General features: G+C 46.9%; 14 protein-coding genes and 1 riboswitch. Of the genes, 3 read left to right on the top strand and 11 right to left on the bottom strand.

The annotated features are described in order from the left end of the window. Position 1: 1 nt before the first annotated feature. Together ACEW9O_RS25325 and ACEW9O_RS25320 are read right to left on the bottom strand one after the other, a co-directional pair. Positions 2 to 1069: a hypothetical protein gene (locus tag ACEW9O_RS25325; protein WP_373553016.1), complete on the bottom strand. Its 1068-nt coding sequence runs from the start codon at positions 1067 to 1069 to the stop codon at positions 2 to 4. 6 nt (positions 1070 to 1075) lie between these two features. Next, entirely contained in the window at positions 1076 to 1657 is a 582-nt protein-coding gene (locus ACEW9O_RS25320) for an RNA polymerase sigma factor (RefSeq protein WP_373553015.1), read from the bottom strand. 298 nt (positions 1658 to 1955) lie between these two features. Between ACEW9O_RS25320 and ACEW9O_RS25315 the strand changes: the two genes are divergently transcribed. Then, entirely contained in the window at positions 1956 to 3326 is a 1371-nt protein-coding gene (locus tag ACEW9O_RS25315; RefSeq protein ID WP_373553014.1) for a Gfo/Idh/MocA family protein, read from the top strand. Positions 3327 to 3621: 295 nt separating this feature from the next. Here ACEW9O_RS25315 and ACEW9O_RS25310 read toward each other — a convergent pair whose 3' ends face one another. The 7 genes from ACEW9O_RS25310 to metX form a co-directional block, all read right to left on the bottom strand. Beyond that, the gene (locus tag ACEW9O_RS25310; protein ID WP_373553013.1) at positions 3622 to 4386 is read right to left on the bottom strand and encodes an SDR family NAD(P)-dependent oxidoreductase; all 765 of its coding nucleotides are present in this window, start codon (positions 4384 to 4386) and stop codon (positions 3622 to 3624) included. 101 nt (positions 4387 to 4487) lie between these two features. After that, positions 4488 to 5393 (bottom strand): helix-turn-helix domain-containing protein, encoded by a 906-nt coding sequence (locus ACEW9O_RS25305; protein WP_373553012.1) that lies wholly within the window; start codon positions 5391 to 5393, stop codon positions 4488 to 4490. Positions 5394 to 5466: 73 nt separating this feature from the next. After that, positions 5467 to 5832 (bottom strand): outer membrane beta-barrel protein, encoded by a 366-nt coding sequence (locus ACEW9O_RS25300; RefSeq protein ID WP_373553011.1) that lies wholly within the window; start codon positions 5830 to 5832, stop codon positions 5467 to 5469. Next, on the bottom strand, positions 5783 to 6202 hold the full coding sequence (locus ACEW9O_RS25295) for a hypothetical protein (RefSeq protein ID WP_373553010.1): 420 nt from the start codon (positions 6200 to 6202) through the stop codon (positions 5783 to 5785). Before ACEW9O_RS25295 ends, ACEW9O_RS25300 begins: the two co-directional genes overlap by 50 nt. A gap of 138 nt (positions 6203 to 6340) precedes the next feature. Further along, complete coding sequence (locus tag ACEW9O_RS25290; protein ID WP_373553009.1) at positions 6341 to 9295, bottom strand: ELWxxDGT repeat protein; 2955 nt, start codon at positions 9293 to 9295, stop codon at positions 6341 to 6343. 109 nt (positions 9296 to 9404) lie between these two features. Beyond that, positions 9405 to 9824 carry an OsmC family protein gene (locus ACEW9O_RS25285; RefSeq protein ID WP_373553008.1) on the bottom strand — a complete coding sequence of 140 codons (420 nt, stop codon included), beginning with the start codon at positions 9822 to 9824 and terminating at the stop codon, positions 9405 to 9407. Positions 9825 to 9966: 142 nt separating this feature from the next. Then, positions 9967 to 11073, bottom strand: coding sequence for a homoserine O-acetyltransferase (gene metX, locus ACEW9O_RS25280; protein ID WP_373553007.1), 1107 nt, complete (start codon positions 11071 to 11073; stop codon positions 9967 to 9969). Positions 11074 to 11085: 12 nt separating this feature from the next. Continuing rightward, positions 11086 to 11267, bottom strand: a riboswitch (SAM riboswitch). Positions 11268 to 11439: 172 nt separating this feature from the next. On the opposite strand from metX, the gene ACEW9O_RS25275 reads away from it, so the two are divergent. Both ACEW9O_RS25275 and ACEW9O_RS25270 read left to right on the top strand, forming a co-directional pair. Continuing rightward, complete coding sequence (locus tag ACEW9O_RS25275) at positions 11440 to 12390, top strand: NAD(P)-dependent oxidoreductase (protein ID WP_373553006.1); 951 nt, start codon at positions 11440 to 11442, stop codon at positions 12388 to 12390. A gap of 9 nt (positions 12391 to 12399) precedes the next feature. Next, a complete protein-coding gene (locus ACEW9O_RS25270; protein WP_373553005.1) occupies positions 12400 to 15357 on the top strand; it encodes a DEAD/DEAH box helicase in 2958 nt (985 codons plus the stop codon). 22 nt (positions 15358 to 15379) lie between these two features. On the opposite strand, the gene ACEW9O_RS25265 is transcribed toward ACEW9O_RS25270, so the two are convergent. Further along, positions 15380 to 15994, bottom strand: coding sequence for a hypothetical protein (locus ACEW9O_RS25265; RefSeq protein WP_373553004.1), 615 nt, complete (start codon positions 15992 to 15994; stop codon positions 15380 to 15382). After that, positions 15991 to 16470: a hypothetical protein gene (locus ACEW9O_RS25260; protein ID WP_373553003.1), complete on the bottom strand. Its 480-nt coding sequence runs from the start codon at positions 16468 to 16470 to the stop codon at positions 15991 to 15993. Before ACEW9O_RS25260 ends, ACEW9O_RS25265 begins: the two co-directional genes overlap by 4 nt. Between the last annotated feature and the right edge of the window lie 126 nt (positions 16471 to 16596).

Raw genomic sequence — 16596 nt, 5'->3', positions numbered from 1 at the left:
ACTATTTTAAACGATATCGCCGGACTGTCCGCTGAGCTTCTTGCCAATAAGGAGATGTTTTTTCATCGGCAATGGCTTTAATGCGTTGTTTGCCTTGTTCGGGGTTCGTCTTGAGCTCGGTGACTGCTAAAAACCATTTGGCGCTTTCAAAAAACTTGGAATTGGGGTGCTGAATGAGCATTTGAAATGCTTTTTCAGCCGTTCGATAATCACCTTTGTGCAAACTGGCTATGCCGAGGTAAAATTGGCCATTGTTGTCCTTAGGAAAATCAGCAACATAACGCTTCAAATGCTGATAAGCGGTGTCGTACGATCCTTTATCGTAGTATTCCAGTGCATCATCAAGTGCTGTGGCCCGATAGGCCATATCCTCTTCACCTGGCCCGCCCATTTCTAAAAGGGATCGTTTGACGCCACCTAGTAACTTTCCCTCCGGGAGACTGGCGTTTTGGGCAAAAGCCTCAATGCTCTGGAACGGATTTCCAACCAGAAATCGAAGACCTATGCCCAAAAACAGGATAAAGCTGGCGGCAATAGCGACGCGGTATACCCATTTCAGCGTTTTTATACGTGGCTCCGCAACTTGTGGGGGCAACTCCATAGCCGTAGTACGCTGATCATCTGGTTCAAAAAAGTTATCTTTTTCAAGGTTTGCTTCAACGTTGGCCAAACTTGACTTGATCTCGCTTTCCATCTGAAATTCTTGCAGTCCTTTGATCATGGCTTCAAACTCCTCAATCTGTTGGGCAAAAAGTGGGTCTTCGTCACGCCTTTTTTCAAAGATGGGAATAAGTTCAGGAGAAAGCTCGCCCAAATGATATTGTTCAATGCTTTGCTCATCTAAAAAGAAACCTTCTGCTTCTAATTTGGCAGTAAGACTGGTAAGCACTTGTTGGGTATGGAATTGCTTGACTCCCGCGTAAAGTTCTTGAAAAGCATTGACTTCCGCTTGCAGCCAAGCTTCGTTTTGCAGCTGTATTTCAAAGGAAGCCAAGGCTTCATCCTCTAAATTGCCTAAAAGGTAAGCCTCAATGAGCAAGTATTCTTCTTGAGTTAATTGATGGTCCATTTTATGCTAATTTGGGAACAATGATTTTTTCGCACATTCACGAAGAATTTGCATACATCTGAATCTTCTCACCCTTACATAGTCAATTGTCCAGTCAAAAAGGGTAGCAATTTCCTGCTCGCTTTTTCGCCCACCTAAAGCCATCAAAATTACTTTTTGGCAAACGTCTCCGATGGTCTGCATGCATTCCTGGTAAATTTTTTCGTAGTCGTTAATAGGTTCGGCTAATATTTCGATAAGGTCTTCCGAAGCGTGGTCTTTTAAAGTGTCCTCAATGTCCACGATTTTAATTTTTTTCCCTGCACGCATATGATTGAACCATTTGTACCTAAAAATGGTGATCAAAAAGGTAGAAACTTTGGCTTTTTTGTAGGCTAAAAACTTGGTTAACTTGGCTTCATCCAATAAGACAATAATGGCATCCTGAAAAAAGTCTTTGGCATCTTCTTCCGTTCCTCCATTCGTTAAGATGAAATTTTTACAGAGATGGAAGCAGTGAAGGTAAAGACAACGAAAGGCTTCTTCTGAGCGTGCTTGTAGTCCGACGATTAATTCCTCTTCGCTTAGTTTGCATTTTTGATTGATCATAATTGATGGTATTTGAAAATTTTCTATGACTGAAAGTAGGAATAAGTTTTTAATTGTGCTTTGTTCGGAGTGTTTTTTTGTGGTGGTCGTTTACAGCAGCTTGGGGTTTGAACGGTGTTTAATGTGTTATAGTAATTAATGTCTGGAGATGCCATGGGTTATCAAGGGGAATGAAAGAGAATTTTGGGCATCTATAATTTTTCCTGCCTGCCTTCCAAATAGCTAGAATTTTTCCTACTTTGTCCAGCACAATTGATCGCAAGACATTTCTGGTTTCAACTCTCAATCCTACACCTACATGGAAAGTTTCAACATCAATCGCCGCCGTTTTTTAAAAGGTGCTACTGCCGCCTTAGCACTCAACACGCTGGGTTTATATGGCATCGACCTGATCAATCCACTAGCCCCGTTGAGGGTGGCCTTGATTGGAACAGGTTGGTACGGAAAAAGTGATTTATTTCGCCTGATTCAGGTCGTGCCCGTAGAAGTGATCGCACTTTGTGATGTGGATAAAAATATGCTGACTGCTGCCGGGCAACTGGTGAGTCAACGCCAAAAATCGGGCAAAGTTCCCAAATTGTACAACGATTATCGAAAGCTGCTGGCTGAAAACCAGCTTGACATCGTGCTCATTGGCACCCCCGACCATTGGCATGCCCTCCAAACCATCGAGGCCGTAAAAGCTGGGGTGAATGTATACGTACAAAAACCCATCAGTGTAGACGTCATCGAAGGTGAAGCCATGCTGGCGGCGGCACGGAAATACAACAAGGTGGTACAAGTAGGCACCCAACGCAAAAGTACCCCCCACCTGATCGATGCCAAAACCAACATCGTCGACGCTGGCCTACTCGGCAAAGTATCGCACGTAGACATGTGTTGCTATTTCCACATGCGCAACAACGGAAACCCGCCCGTCGAACCCGTGCCCGACTTTTTGGACTACGAAATGTGGACCGGCCCTGCGCCAATGCGCCCCTACGACGGCCTGCCACACATTCGTTGGTGGCGCACCTTCAAGGAGTACGGCAACGGCATCATGGGCGATATGTGTGTGCACATGTTGGATACCGTGCGCTGGATGCTCAAATTGGGTTGGCCAAACTCCGTCGAATCCAGTGGTGGAATTCTAGTACAAAAAGAGGGCAAATCCAACATCGCCGATACTCAAACCGCTATTTTCAAATTTGACGAATTGGACTGCGTTTGGCAGCACCGCACTTGGGGCACGCCACCTAACCCCGAATACCCCTGGTCATTCACGCTTTATGGGGAAAAAGGCACGCTGATTGCCAGCACCATGCGCTATGACTTCATCCCAGTAGGTGATGGCAAAGAAAAAATCCGCAAAGATGTGGTGTACGAAAAGGAAAAATATCCGGAAGATCTGACGGAAGAACGTATTGAGCTGAACGCTGCGCCTGCTACGCGCCTGCACATGCTCAATTTTCTGGAAGCCATTGATAAAAAAAGCCGCCCCGTAGCGGATATTGAAGAAGGACATATTTCTACGGCGAGTTGCATCCTGGCCAATATTGCGATGGAAACAGGACGGAAACTGACTTACGATCCCAAAAAGCGGATTGTAGTGGGAGATAAAGAAGCCACGGCCTTGCTGCAACGGCCATATCGGAAACCTTGGGTGCATCCAGATCCGACCAAGGTGTAGGTTCGGGGAAAATTCTATTGGTTGGTTTGACTTGTCGACTGGAGAGTATCGACATTCATATGTCATTTTACGCAGCTTCGCTGCTTTTTTATAAACACGACGGCACGACGAAACAACGACACGACGAAAGCTACCGCTGCAACCCAACGCCAAGCGTTGGGACACTCAGTGCGCAGCGCTGAGGACGTTGTGTCGTCGTATCGTTGTGTCGTCGTGTTAAAAAGATTTGGCGCAGCCGAATCCAATTGATTCGTTGTATTTATGTACAACTGACACTAGACAGTAGGTCACATACCTACAACATCATCCCCCCCGACAACTCAATCCGCTGCGCATTCATCCAACGCGCTTCATCAGTACACAGGAAAGCGACCACTCCACCAATGTCTTCTGGCAAACCAACACGGCCGAGTGCAGTCATTGAAGCTACCTGAGCATTCAAAGCCGCGTTGTCACGTACCGCTCCTCCACCAAAATCAGTTTCAATGGCTCCCGGAGCGACTACATTGACACGAATACCCCTGGAACCCAGTTCTTTGGCCTGGTATTTGGTCAATGTTTCAATGGCCCCTTTCATAGAAGCATAGGCAGCATATCCAGGGAAGGAAAAACGCGCCAGACCTGTAGAAATGTTGATGATGCCACCACCACTGTTAAAAAATGGCAAAGCTTTTTGGGTGAGGAAGAAGCTGCCTTTAAAATGGATGTTCAAGAGTTCATCAAACTGTTCTTCGGTGGTTTCCGCAAAGGAGGCATGGATGCCGATGCCCGCATTGTTCACCAAAAAATCAATTTTATCCGTGCCAAAGTGCGTTTGTAATACCTGCTGCAGGTTGGCAAAAAAGGCGTTGAAAGTGCCTACTTGACCTACGTTGAGCTGCAAGGCTGCAGCTTTTTGTCCCAGCGCTTCTATTTGTTGTACCACGGCTTGCGCTTCGTCCAGTTTGCTGTTGTAGGTTAGTACTACATCCAGCCCTTTTTGGGCAATGCGCAAAGCCATCTCCTTGCCGAGTCCACGGCTACCGCCCGTGACCAGCGCAATTTTTGAATTGGATATCATTGTTTGAGTTGTTTAAAATGATACCACAAAATTAGGCTCATCTACCATGCCAGTAAATGCCCAAATCAAACCAATAACTGCAAAAATCAAACAACCATGAATCAATTGGCCGATTCGCGGAAGGTTTTTGGGGTGAGCTCCACTTGCTTTTTGAAAAAATTGATAAAATGAGGCGGTTCTTCAAAACCCAGGCTCCAGGCGATTTCACCAATGTTCCAGTTGGTGTGCAGGAGCAACATTTTGGCTTCCTGGGTTACCCGTTCGGCGATGACCTGCGAGGTGGTTTTGCCCGTGGTTTCTTTGAGTGCCCGGTTGAGGTGATTGACGTGAATGGCCAATTGGGAAGCAAAATCGGTAGGTGATCGAAAAGTGATTTGTTGCCCATTCGATTCGATGGGGAACTGCCGTTCGAGCAATTCCGTGAACATGGACGCAATGCGGGTTGCCGCATTTGAAGCCTCGTACAAGGAGGTTTTGGCGGGTTGAATCTTGAGCGCAAGGTGTACCAATTGTAAGGCTAAAGTGCGCAGTACATCGTACTTGAAACTAAAGTCCGAAGCCATTTCTGCATGCATTTTTTCGAAAATCAGGCGAATAGGCTCGATTTGATCGTCCGACAATTGAAACAAAGGGTTACCTCCTGGTTGAAAAACGGGATAGTCTTTGATGTTGCCAAATTGGGTAAAAAACGCCTCGGTAAAAATGCAAAAATGCCCGGAGTAAACACTCTCCAGGGGCTCCCACTTGTAGGGGATTTGAGGGTTGGCAAAAAGCAAAGTGGGTCCATCGGTTTCCACTACTTTATCGGCATAATGCGCCCGGTTTTTGCTGAGGATAAAGCTGATTTTGAAATAATCTTTGCGACTATATGGCATAGGTTTAGCCTGTGGACCACAAAAGTCGTCCAGCTTAAACACATTAAAATGCCCCAGTCCTTTTTTGAGATTGTCGGGCATCCAATTGAGTTTGTTGCGGTAAAAGTCTTCGATGCTTTCAGTTTTGTTCATGGGGCAAAGTTATAAAAATCAAACCATAACCAAATTATTTGCTTCAAAAGCTATTATCCAGCATTCGGTACTTTTACTTATTCATCCTCCACATCAATCCCCCCGAGATTTGAAACACCGATGAGTCAATCTGGTCTCCATCTACAAATGCAGGTATGGTATGTTCAAAAAACGTAGAATAACGAATGAATTGCCCCAATAGTTGTAATTTCATCCTGGCATTCAAGGACTTATTTACCCCAATTCCAGCCCTAAAACCCATACCCATCGCCTGAAAAACGTGGAACGGAGTTTCATAGTCCAGACTCGGATCATAAGGCGTATGGATAAACTTGCGCGAAAGCGGCACTCCAATTTGTGCACCCACTTGTACAAAAGGTTGCAACTTTTCAGTCCCAAAACGATACTGCACCAGCAGCGGGATATCCAGATACGTCAATGAAAATTTGATTTGCCTCCTCCAGGTAATACGAGCTTGCTTCACTGGAGCTGCGGTACAAATTGACCTTGCATTCCAGTATAGTGGTGAGCCATTGGCAGCCTGTCGCCGTGGCGCAATAAGGCACATAGCGCTCCTGCTCACCAATCCGCACTTCTTTGATTTGACTCAGTTCGAAGGCGATTTCTGAAGCATTTTCCGAGCTTTTAAAACGCAGGGCTTTGTTGTTTTGAAATTGGGCAGAGATGAGACCAGCTTTGGTTTCACCGTTTTGTAACACAAATTGGCCGGATTGAAAGCTGCCGCCCGATTGGGGAAATGCAGGAAAACAATGTAGCATACAAATACCGAGGCATAGGATTATACGCATGGTTTTGGGATTGAAGAATGAACAATCAATTTTTTAGCCACAAAGGCTCAAAGGCACCAAGCATAGATTTTTGACAATCGATCCTGTGCCTTCGTGCCTTTGTGGCAAGTGCATTAACTAGGAAGAATAACTACCTCTTTATTTACTTTTCTGAAAAGCCTGACCAGCCACCAACTTTTGCTGCGCATCGTATACTTTCAGGTAATACTGTCCTGGTACCAAATTTTTCACCGACACTTCTCCACGTTGGCTAAAGGCAACAACTGGTAAAACCCGCCGCCCCAACAAATCCCATACCTCCAGCTTCAGATTATCCAAAGGCATTTGCACCTGCAAATAATCCGTACTGGGATTGGGATAAAGCGTCAATTTGGGCAGATCACTCCATGCGTTGGCCAGTTTGGGCGCTGCCACTTGCGCCAAATCCGCAAATGGCTCACTAAACGTAGGCACATCTGGCATGGCCGTTTTCCACAACTCTACACCTATCTTGCCATTGTCTGCACGGAAGTACAATTCATCGTGGAATAGGGTTAATTCACTGGGATTGGAGGAGGCTTTGCCTTGGTTCAAGTCAGCAAGCAACTTGGCTGCACCCGCACTGGAGTGTAAATACCACAGCTCTCGTCCCGTGTTAGATTCGGCAGCGCTAAAGAATAAAAACGAACCGTTTACCAGCAATTCCTGAGGATTACTGCCCGCAAAACCGGGATTGATGTCCTGTACCAAGCTGGTTCCAATCTTGGTTCCATCCGTTTTCCACAATTCTCTTCCATTCGCCCCATCGTCAGCACTGAAATATACCAGGCCATTAAAACCCCTTAAATCTGTAGGGTTGGAAGAAGTCACCCCAAGGTTGATGTCCAGCACCAGACTACTCACTTTTGTCAAGGTATCGTAACTCCACAGCTCTTGGCCACTAAGCTGAGCATGTCCGTTGAACAGAATTTTCCCTTTGTACCCCACGAATTGATCGCCATATCCATTGACGACCAGCTCAACGGTTTTGCCATTGCTGCGCCAGGTTTGAATGTTGTAATTATTGTCTATTATGTTGAAATAGGCGTATCTACCAATGCGGGTGATGTTTTGAAAATAGCCCGAGCCCAGTATTCCCGGATTCAGATCAGCCAAAAGGTAGGTTCCAGCTGCTGTGCCATTGGTACGCCAGAATTCTATCCCAGAACTGCCATTGTCCGCCTTAAAAATGAGGATACTGTCACCGAAAGTACCCGCCTCACCAAAGAAAATAGGCTGAGAAGATGCTACGCCTGGCCAAATGTCTTTCAACAATTTGGTTCCGGCATCAGTGCCATCACTGATCCAGAGTTCACTACCCTGTTCGGGTGTTTGGCCGCCAAAAAGAACCTTGTCTTTGAGTTTGCCCATTTTGACCGAAACCGCCCCTGACAAATTTCCAGGGTTTACGTCCTTAACCAAAGTCGCTTTTTCGTTAAACACCATACTGCGCCACAACTCTCGGCCAGAAGATTCAGTAGTGGCAGCAAAAGTAAAACTGAGGTCTTTCAGTGGGAGATAGCCAGTAGGGGCGCTACTGCCCTGGCCAGGATTGATGTCAGCTAACAGCACGGTACTGCCTGGGAGTCCTTTGCTTACCCATAGTTCATGTCCTGAAGCAGGTTGGGTTGCGTTGAAAATAAGGTAGCCTTGGTGTACAAAAAAGTTGCCCGGATTAGAGTCGCCATTGGTACTGTTCAACACCTTAACCAGATTGGTTTTATCAGTGCCATTGCTCATCCATAACTCCTGGCCCTGCTGCTCATTTTCAGCGTTAAAAAACAAGCGTCCACTTGCGGCGGCCATGCTGCGAATACCGGGTGAACCTTTACCGGGATAAATATCTTTGAGCAGCCGGGGTGCCGTTTGTACCGTATTGCGGATGGCCCACAATTCCGTTCCCCGTTGAGCATCTCTGGCCATGAAATAAAATACATTGGCGGAAACAAGCCCTTGCAGGAATTTTCCGTCAGGAAAGCCTGGCTCAGATAATGTCTTAACCTTGAGCTGACGCGAGCCAAACACATCAAAATACCACAATTCGTCGGAACGGATACTATCGTTGTATACTATTGTGAAAACCCCCAGATCAAACGCCTGGATTGAGCGGAACTGGCCGCTGCTTTGTTTGCTGGAAAAATAATTACCCGTTGGTCGGGTGCCATTGGTTGTGCCGTCGCTGCGCCACACTTCTGCGCCGCCATTGGTGGTTTGCGCCACAAAAAAAAGCGTCTGGTTGTTCACCACGAGGTATTGCGCAAAACTGCTGGTTGATCCAGGCAACACATCCAGGTAAATACTGGCCGTGTTGCCATCGGTTGACCAAATCTCCTGACCATAAGATTCTTCCCGACCAATAAACAGCAGTTTACCTTTGTACAACCGCATGCCTGAAGCCATCGGGTTGCTGCCCGTAAATTCTTTCAGCAATTGAGTGCTGGCATTGGTGCCCTTGCTGCTCCACACTTGTACCGTTCCAGTAAAGTGACGGCCACTAAAAACCAGAGTATTGTCTACACTCCCCATTTCGACTGGCTGAATCAACTCAGGAAAACTCGTCACCAAATCAACCTGGGTGGAATTGGCGCGAATTTTCCACAACTCGCCCCCATTGTTCACTTTGATCCAAAAGAAAATTTCATTTCCCGCGCGGGTAAATAAACCATGATTGCCCAAATTAGCATCATTGATTCCCGTAAAATCTTTCAGAGCTTGTAGTTGGCCATTTAAAAAATTGTACCTCCACAAGGTCATGGTCGTGCCTTGATGCGTGAGAAAATAAGCCCGTTCGTTGATCACTTCCAGGGAAAGGTAATTGCCGCTGGTTGTACCTTTTGCGGCATCAAGGATCAGTTTGGTCCCAGCGGCAGTGCCATCGCTGTAAAATAGCTCCAGCCCATAGTCCGCGCTATTGGCTAAAAAAACTACCCCTCCGGGCGCAGTGCGAATGAATTGTGGATTGGATCCTCGGGACAATGGATTGATGTCGGCAACGAGGGTTTGTGCAGCGGCAAAGCGAGTGGCCAGGAATAGGCTACTCAAGCTGAGGCATAGCAACAGGGTTGTCTTTTTCATGGTAATTACAACAGTGTCTATCAGGATTGCTTGCAGCAGGAAGTGGGGATACGGCAAGTAACCTGGAGTTTAAAATACAAGTTTACTGTTGCAATTTAAGAGAAAGGATTTATTTCTCCAAAATATTTGTTTCCCAAGTAATCTTCGCCGTTTTTTCCAGAATTTTGGCCACCGAACAATACTTCTCCATCGACATATCTACCGCCCTTTTGGCTTTGTCTATATCCAGATCGCCATACAGGTTAAAGGTTACATGGATATCGGTAAAGAGTGCTGGTGTTTTGTCCTTTTCGCGTTCGCCGTTCAGGGTCACTTTGATGTCGTTCAGCGGTTGGCGCATTTTGCGCAGGATATCGATCACATCAATGGAGCTGCAAGCCCCCAGGCTACTCAGCAGCATTTCCATGGGGCGCATACCTTTGCCGCCGCCGCCAATGGCTGGCGAAGCGTCGGTTTCTACAGTATTTCCTTGTTCATTGGTCGCCTTCAGGTTGAAGGCATCGTCGAGACGTTCGAGTTGAATGAGCATTTGTTTGGATTAAAAGGTTTAGGGAGGTTTAGAAGGTTTAGGGAGGTTTAGGCTACCGCGAGGGATTTTGACAATGTACTTGTCTGAGTCGCTGCGGTAGCCTAAACCTCCCTAAACCTCCCTAAACCTTCCTCAACGCTAATTAGAATTTTTCCGACCCCGGCAGCGCTACATTCGACACCGTCCAAGCCTGCGAAGGTCTGGGACTGGCGTCTACCTTAGCCTCGGGGGAGAATAAAAAAAGGCGAATCAAGGTTTCAATGCGTTGAAATTCAACCAAAAACCCATCGTGTCCGAAAATACTTTCCAGCACGGTATACTGCGCACCGGTAATACCTTTGGCAATTTGCTCCTGCTCCCGAATCGGAAACAAGATGTCTGTAGCAATGCCGATCACCAGCGTTTTTGCTTTTACCGCCTGGAGTGCTTTTTCTACACCACCCCGGCTCCGGCCCACGTTATGACTGTCCATCGCGCGACTCAAAGCCAGGTAAGAGAAAACATTAAAACGCCGCCAAAGTTTTAAGCCCTGATACCGTTGATAAGAACTTGCCCGAAAATCTTCCAGTTTATCAGCATCATCCGTTTGTGACAATTGATAAGTGTCGTAACTGCGGTAGGACAACATGGCAATGGAACGAGCAGTTTCCAATCCTTTTTTACCCGCTTCGGGGTTGCTTTCTTCCAACAAGGTACTGTCCGCATAAATGGCCATGCGTTGCGATTCGTTGAAAGCAATACCCCAAGGGGAGTGCAGAGCGTTGGTGGCCAAAAGCACCAGGTGCTCAAACAAATCCGGCTTTTGAATGCCCCATTCCAGCACTTGTTGACCACCCATCGAGCCGCCTAAGGCGACATGGATTTTTTGAATGCCCAGTTCCTCCCGCAGCAATTCGTGCGCCGCCACCATATCCCGTACGGTAACCAGCGGAAAATTGTGCCCGTAAGCTTTGCCGTTGAGTGGATTGATGCTCAGTGGGCCAGTACTCCCGTAGCAAGAGCCCAACATGTTGGCACATATGATGAAATAATTTTCGGGGTCAAAAAGTTTACCCACGCCTACCAATCCATCCCACCAGTCTGCTGCTTCGGAATTGCCCGTCAGGGCATGGCAAACCCACACGACGTTGTCGCCTGTAGGTGAAAGTTGACCATAGGTATGGTATGCGATTTCGATTTCTGGCAACGTAGTGCCACATTCCAAATGGAAAGCTTGTGCAAGCTTCCATAGTTTGGGTGATTCGGCCATTGACTTTAAGCGATTTTATATGCCCATTAATGGCGGGATTTGGCACCGTTGCCTAAGAGATGAAAGATGAGAGATGAAAGATGAAAAAAGCACAGTGCTTTCCTTTCATCTTTCATCTCTCATCTTTCATCTTTAGTATTGCATGGTTGCCAGAGGTTCATCGAGCCCGTTCTCTCCCCTCTTCTGTATAAAATCACACCTTACGTAAAAGAAGTGATCAGAAGCGCAAAGTTATAGTGCCCCGGGGAAAAATCAAATACTGGGTGTGAAATAGATTAAATAATTGTTAGTTGTCCTGCTTTGCTTGCACAATTGCGCAAGACGCTGCATATTTACATTTTGTCTGAATTTTGAAGGATCTAGTACATGAGCAAAAAAAGAAGGGTCATCTTTGTTGACAACACCCATCCCTTTCTATTTCAACACCTTAGTGACTTAGGTTTTGATTGTGAAGCCCATTACAAAACCTCACGTGAAGAACTTTCAACTCAATTGTCCGATTGTTTTGGCCTGGTGCTGCGCAGTCGCTTGCGTGTAGATGCCGAGCTCATCAGTCGCGCAGAAAATTTAGCATTTATTGCGCGCAGCGGGGTCGGATTGGAACACATTGATGTTGAATTGGCTGAAAAACGGGGGATAAAAGTAATCCCTTCACCCGAAGGAAGTCGGGATACGGTAGCCGAACACGCCATAGGGATGCTCCTGATGATGATGAACAACCTGGGGCTGGCCGACCGCCAAATTCGCGATGGACAATGGGTTAGAGCCGCCAATCGAGGCATCGAAATCAAGGGAAAAACCATTGGCATCATCGGTTATGGCAACATGGGCTCGGCTTTTGCGCAAAAAATTCGCGGTTTTGGTGCTCGCCTAATCGCCTACGATAAATTTAAAACCAACTACGCTGACGAGCTGGTAGAGGAAGTTGAGCTGGAACAAATCTGGGCGGAAGCCGATATTGTCACCTTACACATTCCTTATCTGCCCGAAAATTACCATTTCGTCGACCACACTTTTTTGCAGCGCTTTCAAAAAAACATTTTTCTCATCAACACTGCCCGCGGGATGGTGTTGAACACGGCTGATTTGGTGCAAAACCTCCAGTCGGGTAAAGTACTGGGTGCAGCTTTGGACGTTTTTGAGTACGAAGAGCAATCTTTCGAAAACCTCAAACCAACAGAACTTCCCGAGCCCTTTCAGTATTTACGCAAAGCGGACAACGTGGTGCTGACGCCCCATTTGGGCGGAAGTTCCGTAGAGTCCAACGAAGGCCATGCCAGGGTTTTGGCACAAAAAATCGAACATTTATTTTGTTGATTGATGAGGATGCAATTGTTTTCAAATACGGCAGAAATACAGGGCAAACACGAGGTGGTCTACAACCTGATGGAAGTGGCGGATGGACTTTATTTGCCCAATGCCTACATCGTCAGTGTGGATCAGTCCAACTTATTTGCACACATCCGGCAAAAAGCCCTGGACGATACCATTGGGGCTTTCAAATTGGAGTTGGATGCCGTTCGCAGCAAACTTTTCGCCATCATTGAAGAGCTACAGCCCAAAAACCTCGAAAAAAAATACAGCCCGCCCAAAAAAAAGGTCAAGCCGCTGGAGGAACTTTGGGCGGACAAAGACATCCAAGGCCCCATCTCCCTCTTTGTACACCGCAAGTTGGATGAACTGCTGGGTCAGGTGGTGGAGCACCGTTTGCCACTCACCTGGAACGTGGACCGCCGGGGGCTGGTGAAGGATTTTGTGATGCAATTGCCAGAGAAAAATGCGGAATTAGACGTGCACTTGTATTTCAAAAAAAACCAGGACAATGTCCAATACCGCCTCCGCCTGAGTGAAGGTGAGGAAGAGCCCTGGGTAGTCAGCGCAAAAGAAGTCATCCCCATCACCAATCATCCGGCCTGGTTGTTCATCGATTACCGCTTGTGCAAGGTTGCTGAAATCAACGGCAACATGGTCAAACCTTTCCAAAAACGCGACGAGGTCATCATTCCCGCCAATTCGGTCAAAACCTACTTCCAAAAATTCATCCTCAAAGTAGCCGCCAAGGTCGACATTGAAGCCGAGGGGTTTGATGTAGTAGTTTGGGACGAGCTCAAAGCCTGCCAATTGGAACTGGTGCCCAGTGTATTCAGCGGGGAATGGGTGTTGTCCATGCACATGATTTATCCCGCTCAGGCCAGTTTCAATTGGAATGATAGACGGGACAAACGCACCAGCCTCGAATTTGGCGAAGACGATGTGCGCATCAATCAGGTGCGCCGCAATTTGGGGCAGGAAAAACGTTTTGTAACCGCCATCAAAAACCTGGGTTTAAACAATCCCGAAGCTTCTTACTTTACTGCGCCAGACAAAGGTGCCGACCCCTTTCACCTGCTCAATTGGCTACTAGACAATCGGGAGGAACTGACCAAGTTGGGCTTCAAAGTGGCTCCCGTTCAGCTGGAGGAAAAAAAGGTCTATCTGGCCAAAGCGCAGTTGAGCATCCATTCCGAACGCATCAACGACTGGTTCGATATTTATGGCGAAGTGCAGGTGGGTGAATTCAGTATCCCCTTCCTGGCCCTGGCTCGCAACATCCGCGAAGAAAACCGCTTTTACCCCCTGCCCAACGGCGAATTTTTCATCATCCCCCTGGAGTGGATGGAAAAATTCCGCGCACTCATGCAATTTGCCCGCAAAGAAGGCAATGCCTTGCGCCTCAACAAAAGCCAGTATACGCTGATCGATGAGTTGGGCATCGCTCAAAAAAGTGGTGCCGAAGACGAGGCCACCGACCTCGCCGATTACGTCCCCGGCAAAAAACTCAAAGCCGACCTGCGCCCGTACCAACTCGAAGGGGTGCGCTGGCTGATCAAATTGTACCGCAATGGCCTTGGTGCCTGTTTGGCCGACGACATGGGTTTGGGGAAAACCCTACAAACCATCTCAGTGCTGCTTTATGCCAAAGAACAAAAAGCAGCAGCCCCAGATCCTGGTGCGACGGGTAATCAAATGGATTTGTTTGCCACCAGCGCCGGAGATGAGGAGTTTTTACAAGCGCTCAATGCCCTGATTGTCCTGCCCGCTTCGCTGGTGTTCAACTGGGAAGCCGAGATCAAAAAATTCGCCCCTACCCTCAGCATTTACAAACACGTGGGCCAGCGGCGCTACACCGATATCCGCTTGTTGCGGCGGTTTGACGTGATTTTGACCACCTACCAAACTGCCTTGCGCGACGTGGAATTGTTGGGGCAAATGGAGTTTGAATACATCATCCTGGACGAAAGCCAGCAGATCAAAAACCGGGAGAGCAAAATCTTCCAGTCGGTTCACGATTTGCGGGGCAAACACCGGGTTTCCCTTTCGGGTACCCCCATCGAAAACTCCTTGAGTGACCTCTGGGCCCAAATGCAGTTCATCAACCCAGACTTGCTCGGCAATTATTCTTTTTTCAAACGGGAATTCATTACCCCGATTGAACGACACCAGGTAGACGACAAAAAAGTGCGCCTGCGGAACCTGGTTGCGCCGTATATGTTGCGACGCACCAAGGAGGAAGTAGCCAAAGACCTGCCGCCACTTACCACCCAGGTCTTCTACTCCGAAATGACCCCGGAGCAGAAGAAATTGTACGAGCGGGAAAAAAGTGCAGCCCGAAATTTCTTATTGGAAAACTACGACGCCAATAGTCCACAGTACCGTATTTTGGTGCTGCAATCGTTGACCAAATTGCGCCAATTGGTGAACCACCCGCGCCTGGTTTCGGAAGAATATACCAAAGAAAGTGGCAAGTTCAACGACATCCTGGAGCAATGGGACACCATTCGCCGCAGTAACCACAAGGCACTGTTTTTTAGCTCCTTTGTGCAATACCTCAGCCTCTTCCGCGAGGAATTTGAGCAACGCAAACAGCAATTCTCCTGGCTCACTGGTGACCTGACCGCCAACAAACGGGTGGAAGAAATCAAAAAATTTGAGGCGAACCCCGAGGTGCAATCCTTCCTGATCTCCATCAAATCCGGCGGCACCGGACTCAACCTTACCGCCGCCGACTACGTCTTCATCCTCGATCCCTGGTGGAACCCCACCACCGAGCAACAGGCGATTGCCCGTGCGCACCGGATCGGGCAGGAAAAAAGTGTGATCGCCATCAAATTCATCACCAAAGACAGCATCGAGGAAAAGATCCTGAAATTGCAGGATAAAAAATCGAAGTTGGCGGAAGATATCATTGAAAATGTGAATCGGTCGGAGTTTTCAAGGGGGGATATTGAGTTTTTGTTGGAGTAGGGGGTTAAATGCATGCGTCCGATTAATCCTGAATTGTTGATCGTTGGTACGTATAAAAATACCACCTAGGCTTAATCTTTCGCAAGGTCAATTTACTTTCCGTGATCACGCCTCCTGCCTCTTCCTGCCGATCAAACGGGATATCTTGTTCAGCTAATTCACTATACAATACACCTTTTTGAAAGTACCCAAAAAAGGAATTGCCTATAGTAGGAAACGTGATTTCACGATAAACACCAGCTTCAACCTGAATTTGAATTTGATTGTTAACCGAAATAGGCAACCACCCTTTTTGGCTGTAAATAGAATTCCTATTTTGGCTTCTTTTAATCTCAGCTACAATTTCCTCCCGTTGTTTGAGCAGTAGCAACCCATCTGCAGTATATATCCACCTTTCTGGAATGGAGAATGTTCCCAAACCGATCAAAAAAATAATGATACTCCAGGGAAAAAATACTTTAGGCAAGTTTTTTATTTGCCAATAATTGAATCCAATTAAAAACAGCGTGCCTAGGAGTCCAACGGCGGGGAATAGAGCAGCCATTAAGTCCCCTCGAAAAGAGTAAAATAAGATTAAAGGCTGCAAAATTGCAGCAATGGTAAAAAGGATGAGAAAACTAGAAACGAGCTGATTCATAAAATTTTGATTCGCATGTACTGAACTTTATCCTTTATTTCATTTCCGTAAACCTCATGATAATTGCGATGAATGACCGGGATGTAAAAATAACCATCCTTGCCCCAAAATCCACTGCTTCCAGGCTCTTCAGGGAGCGTCCAATTTGCAAAAGCCAGATTTACAATTGGCTCAATGGTAGTCTCATTTACGGTATAAAGTTCCACTTCATGGTGAAATTTGAAGACGTCATCGTCAAAGACAATTAGGAACTTTCCATCTGGCGATAAATGAGGAAATTCATTCGGCCGGATCGACTCTTCTCCACTAGTTCGATCAATCAATATGTATTCCAAACTTTCCCAGTATATCGCTCGAATTACATACTTATTGATAGCAGGAATTTGACCAATGTATTCATAATCTACGCCATATTCCTCCTTTTCTGGTTCACTTACATATGTCCTCTGCTTTGACGCAAATTGGCGTTGTTGCATGAATCTCCGCTAAAAAAATAGGCTGATCCGGTTAAATTTGCTTTTGCGAAGAAAAACCCAACCAAAACCAGCCCATGTCAAAGATAGCAAAAGCAGATCAGGGAAGCAACAAGCCAAAGCAAAAAT

The organism is Haliscomenobacter sp. (assembly GCF_041740695.1).
In the GTDB taxonomy this organism is placed as follows: Bacteria; Bacteroidota; Bacteroidia; order Chitinophagales; family Saprospiraceae; genus Haliscomenobacter.
Note: the sequence above shows the minus strand (reverse complement) of the source record. Positions and strands in the feature narration are given on the sequence as shown.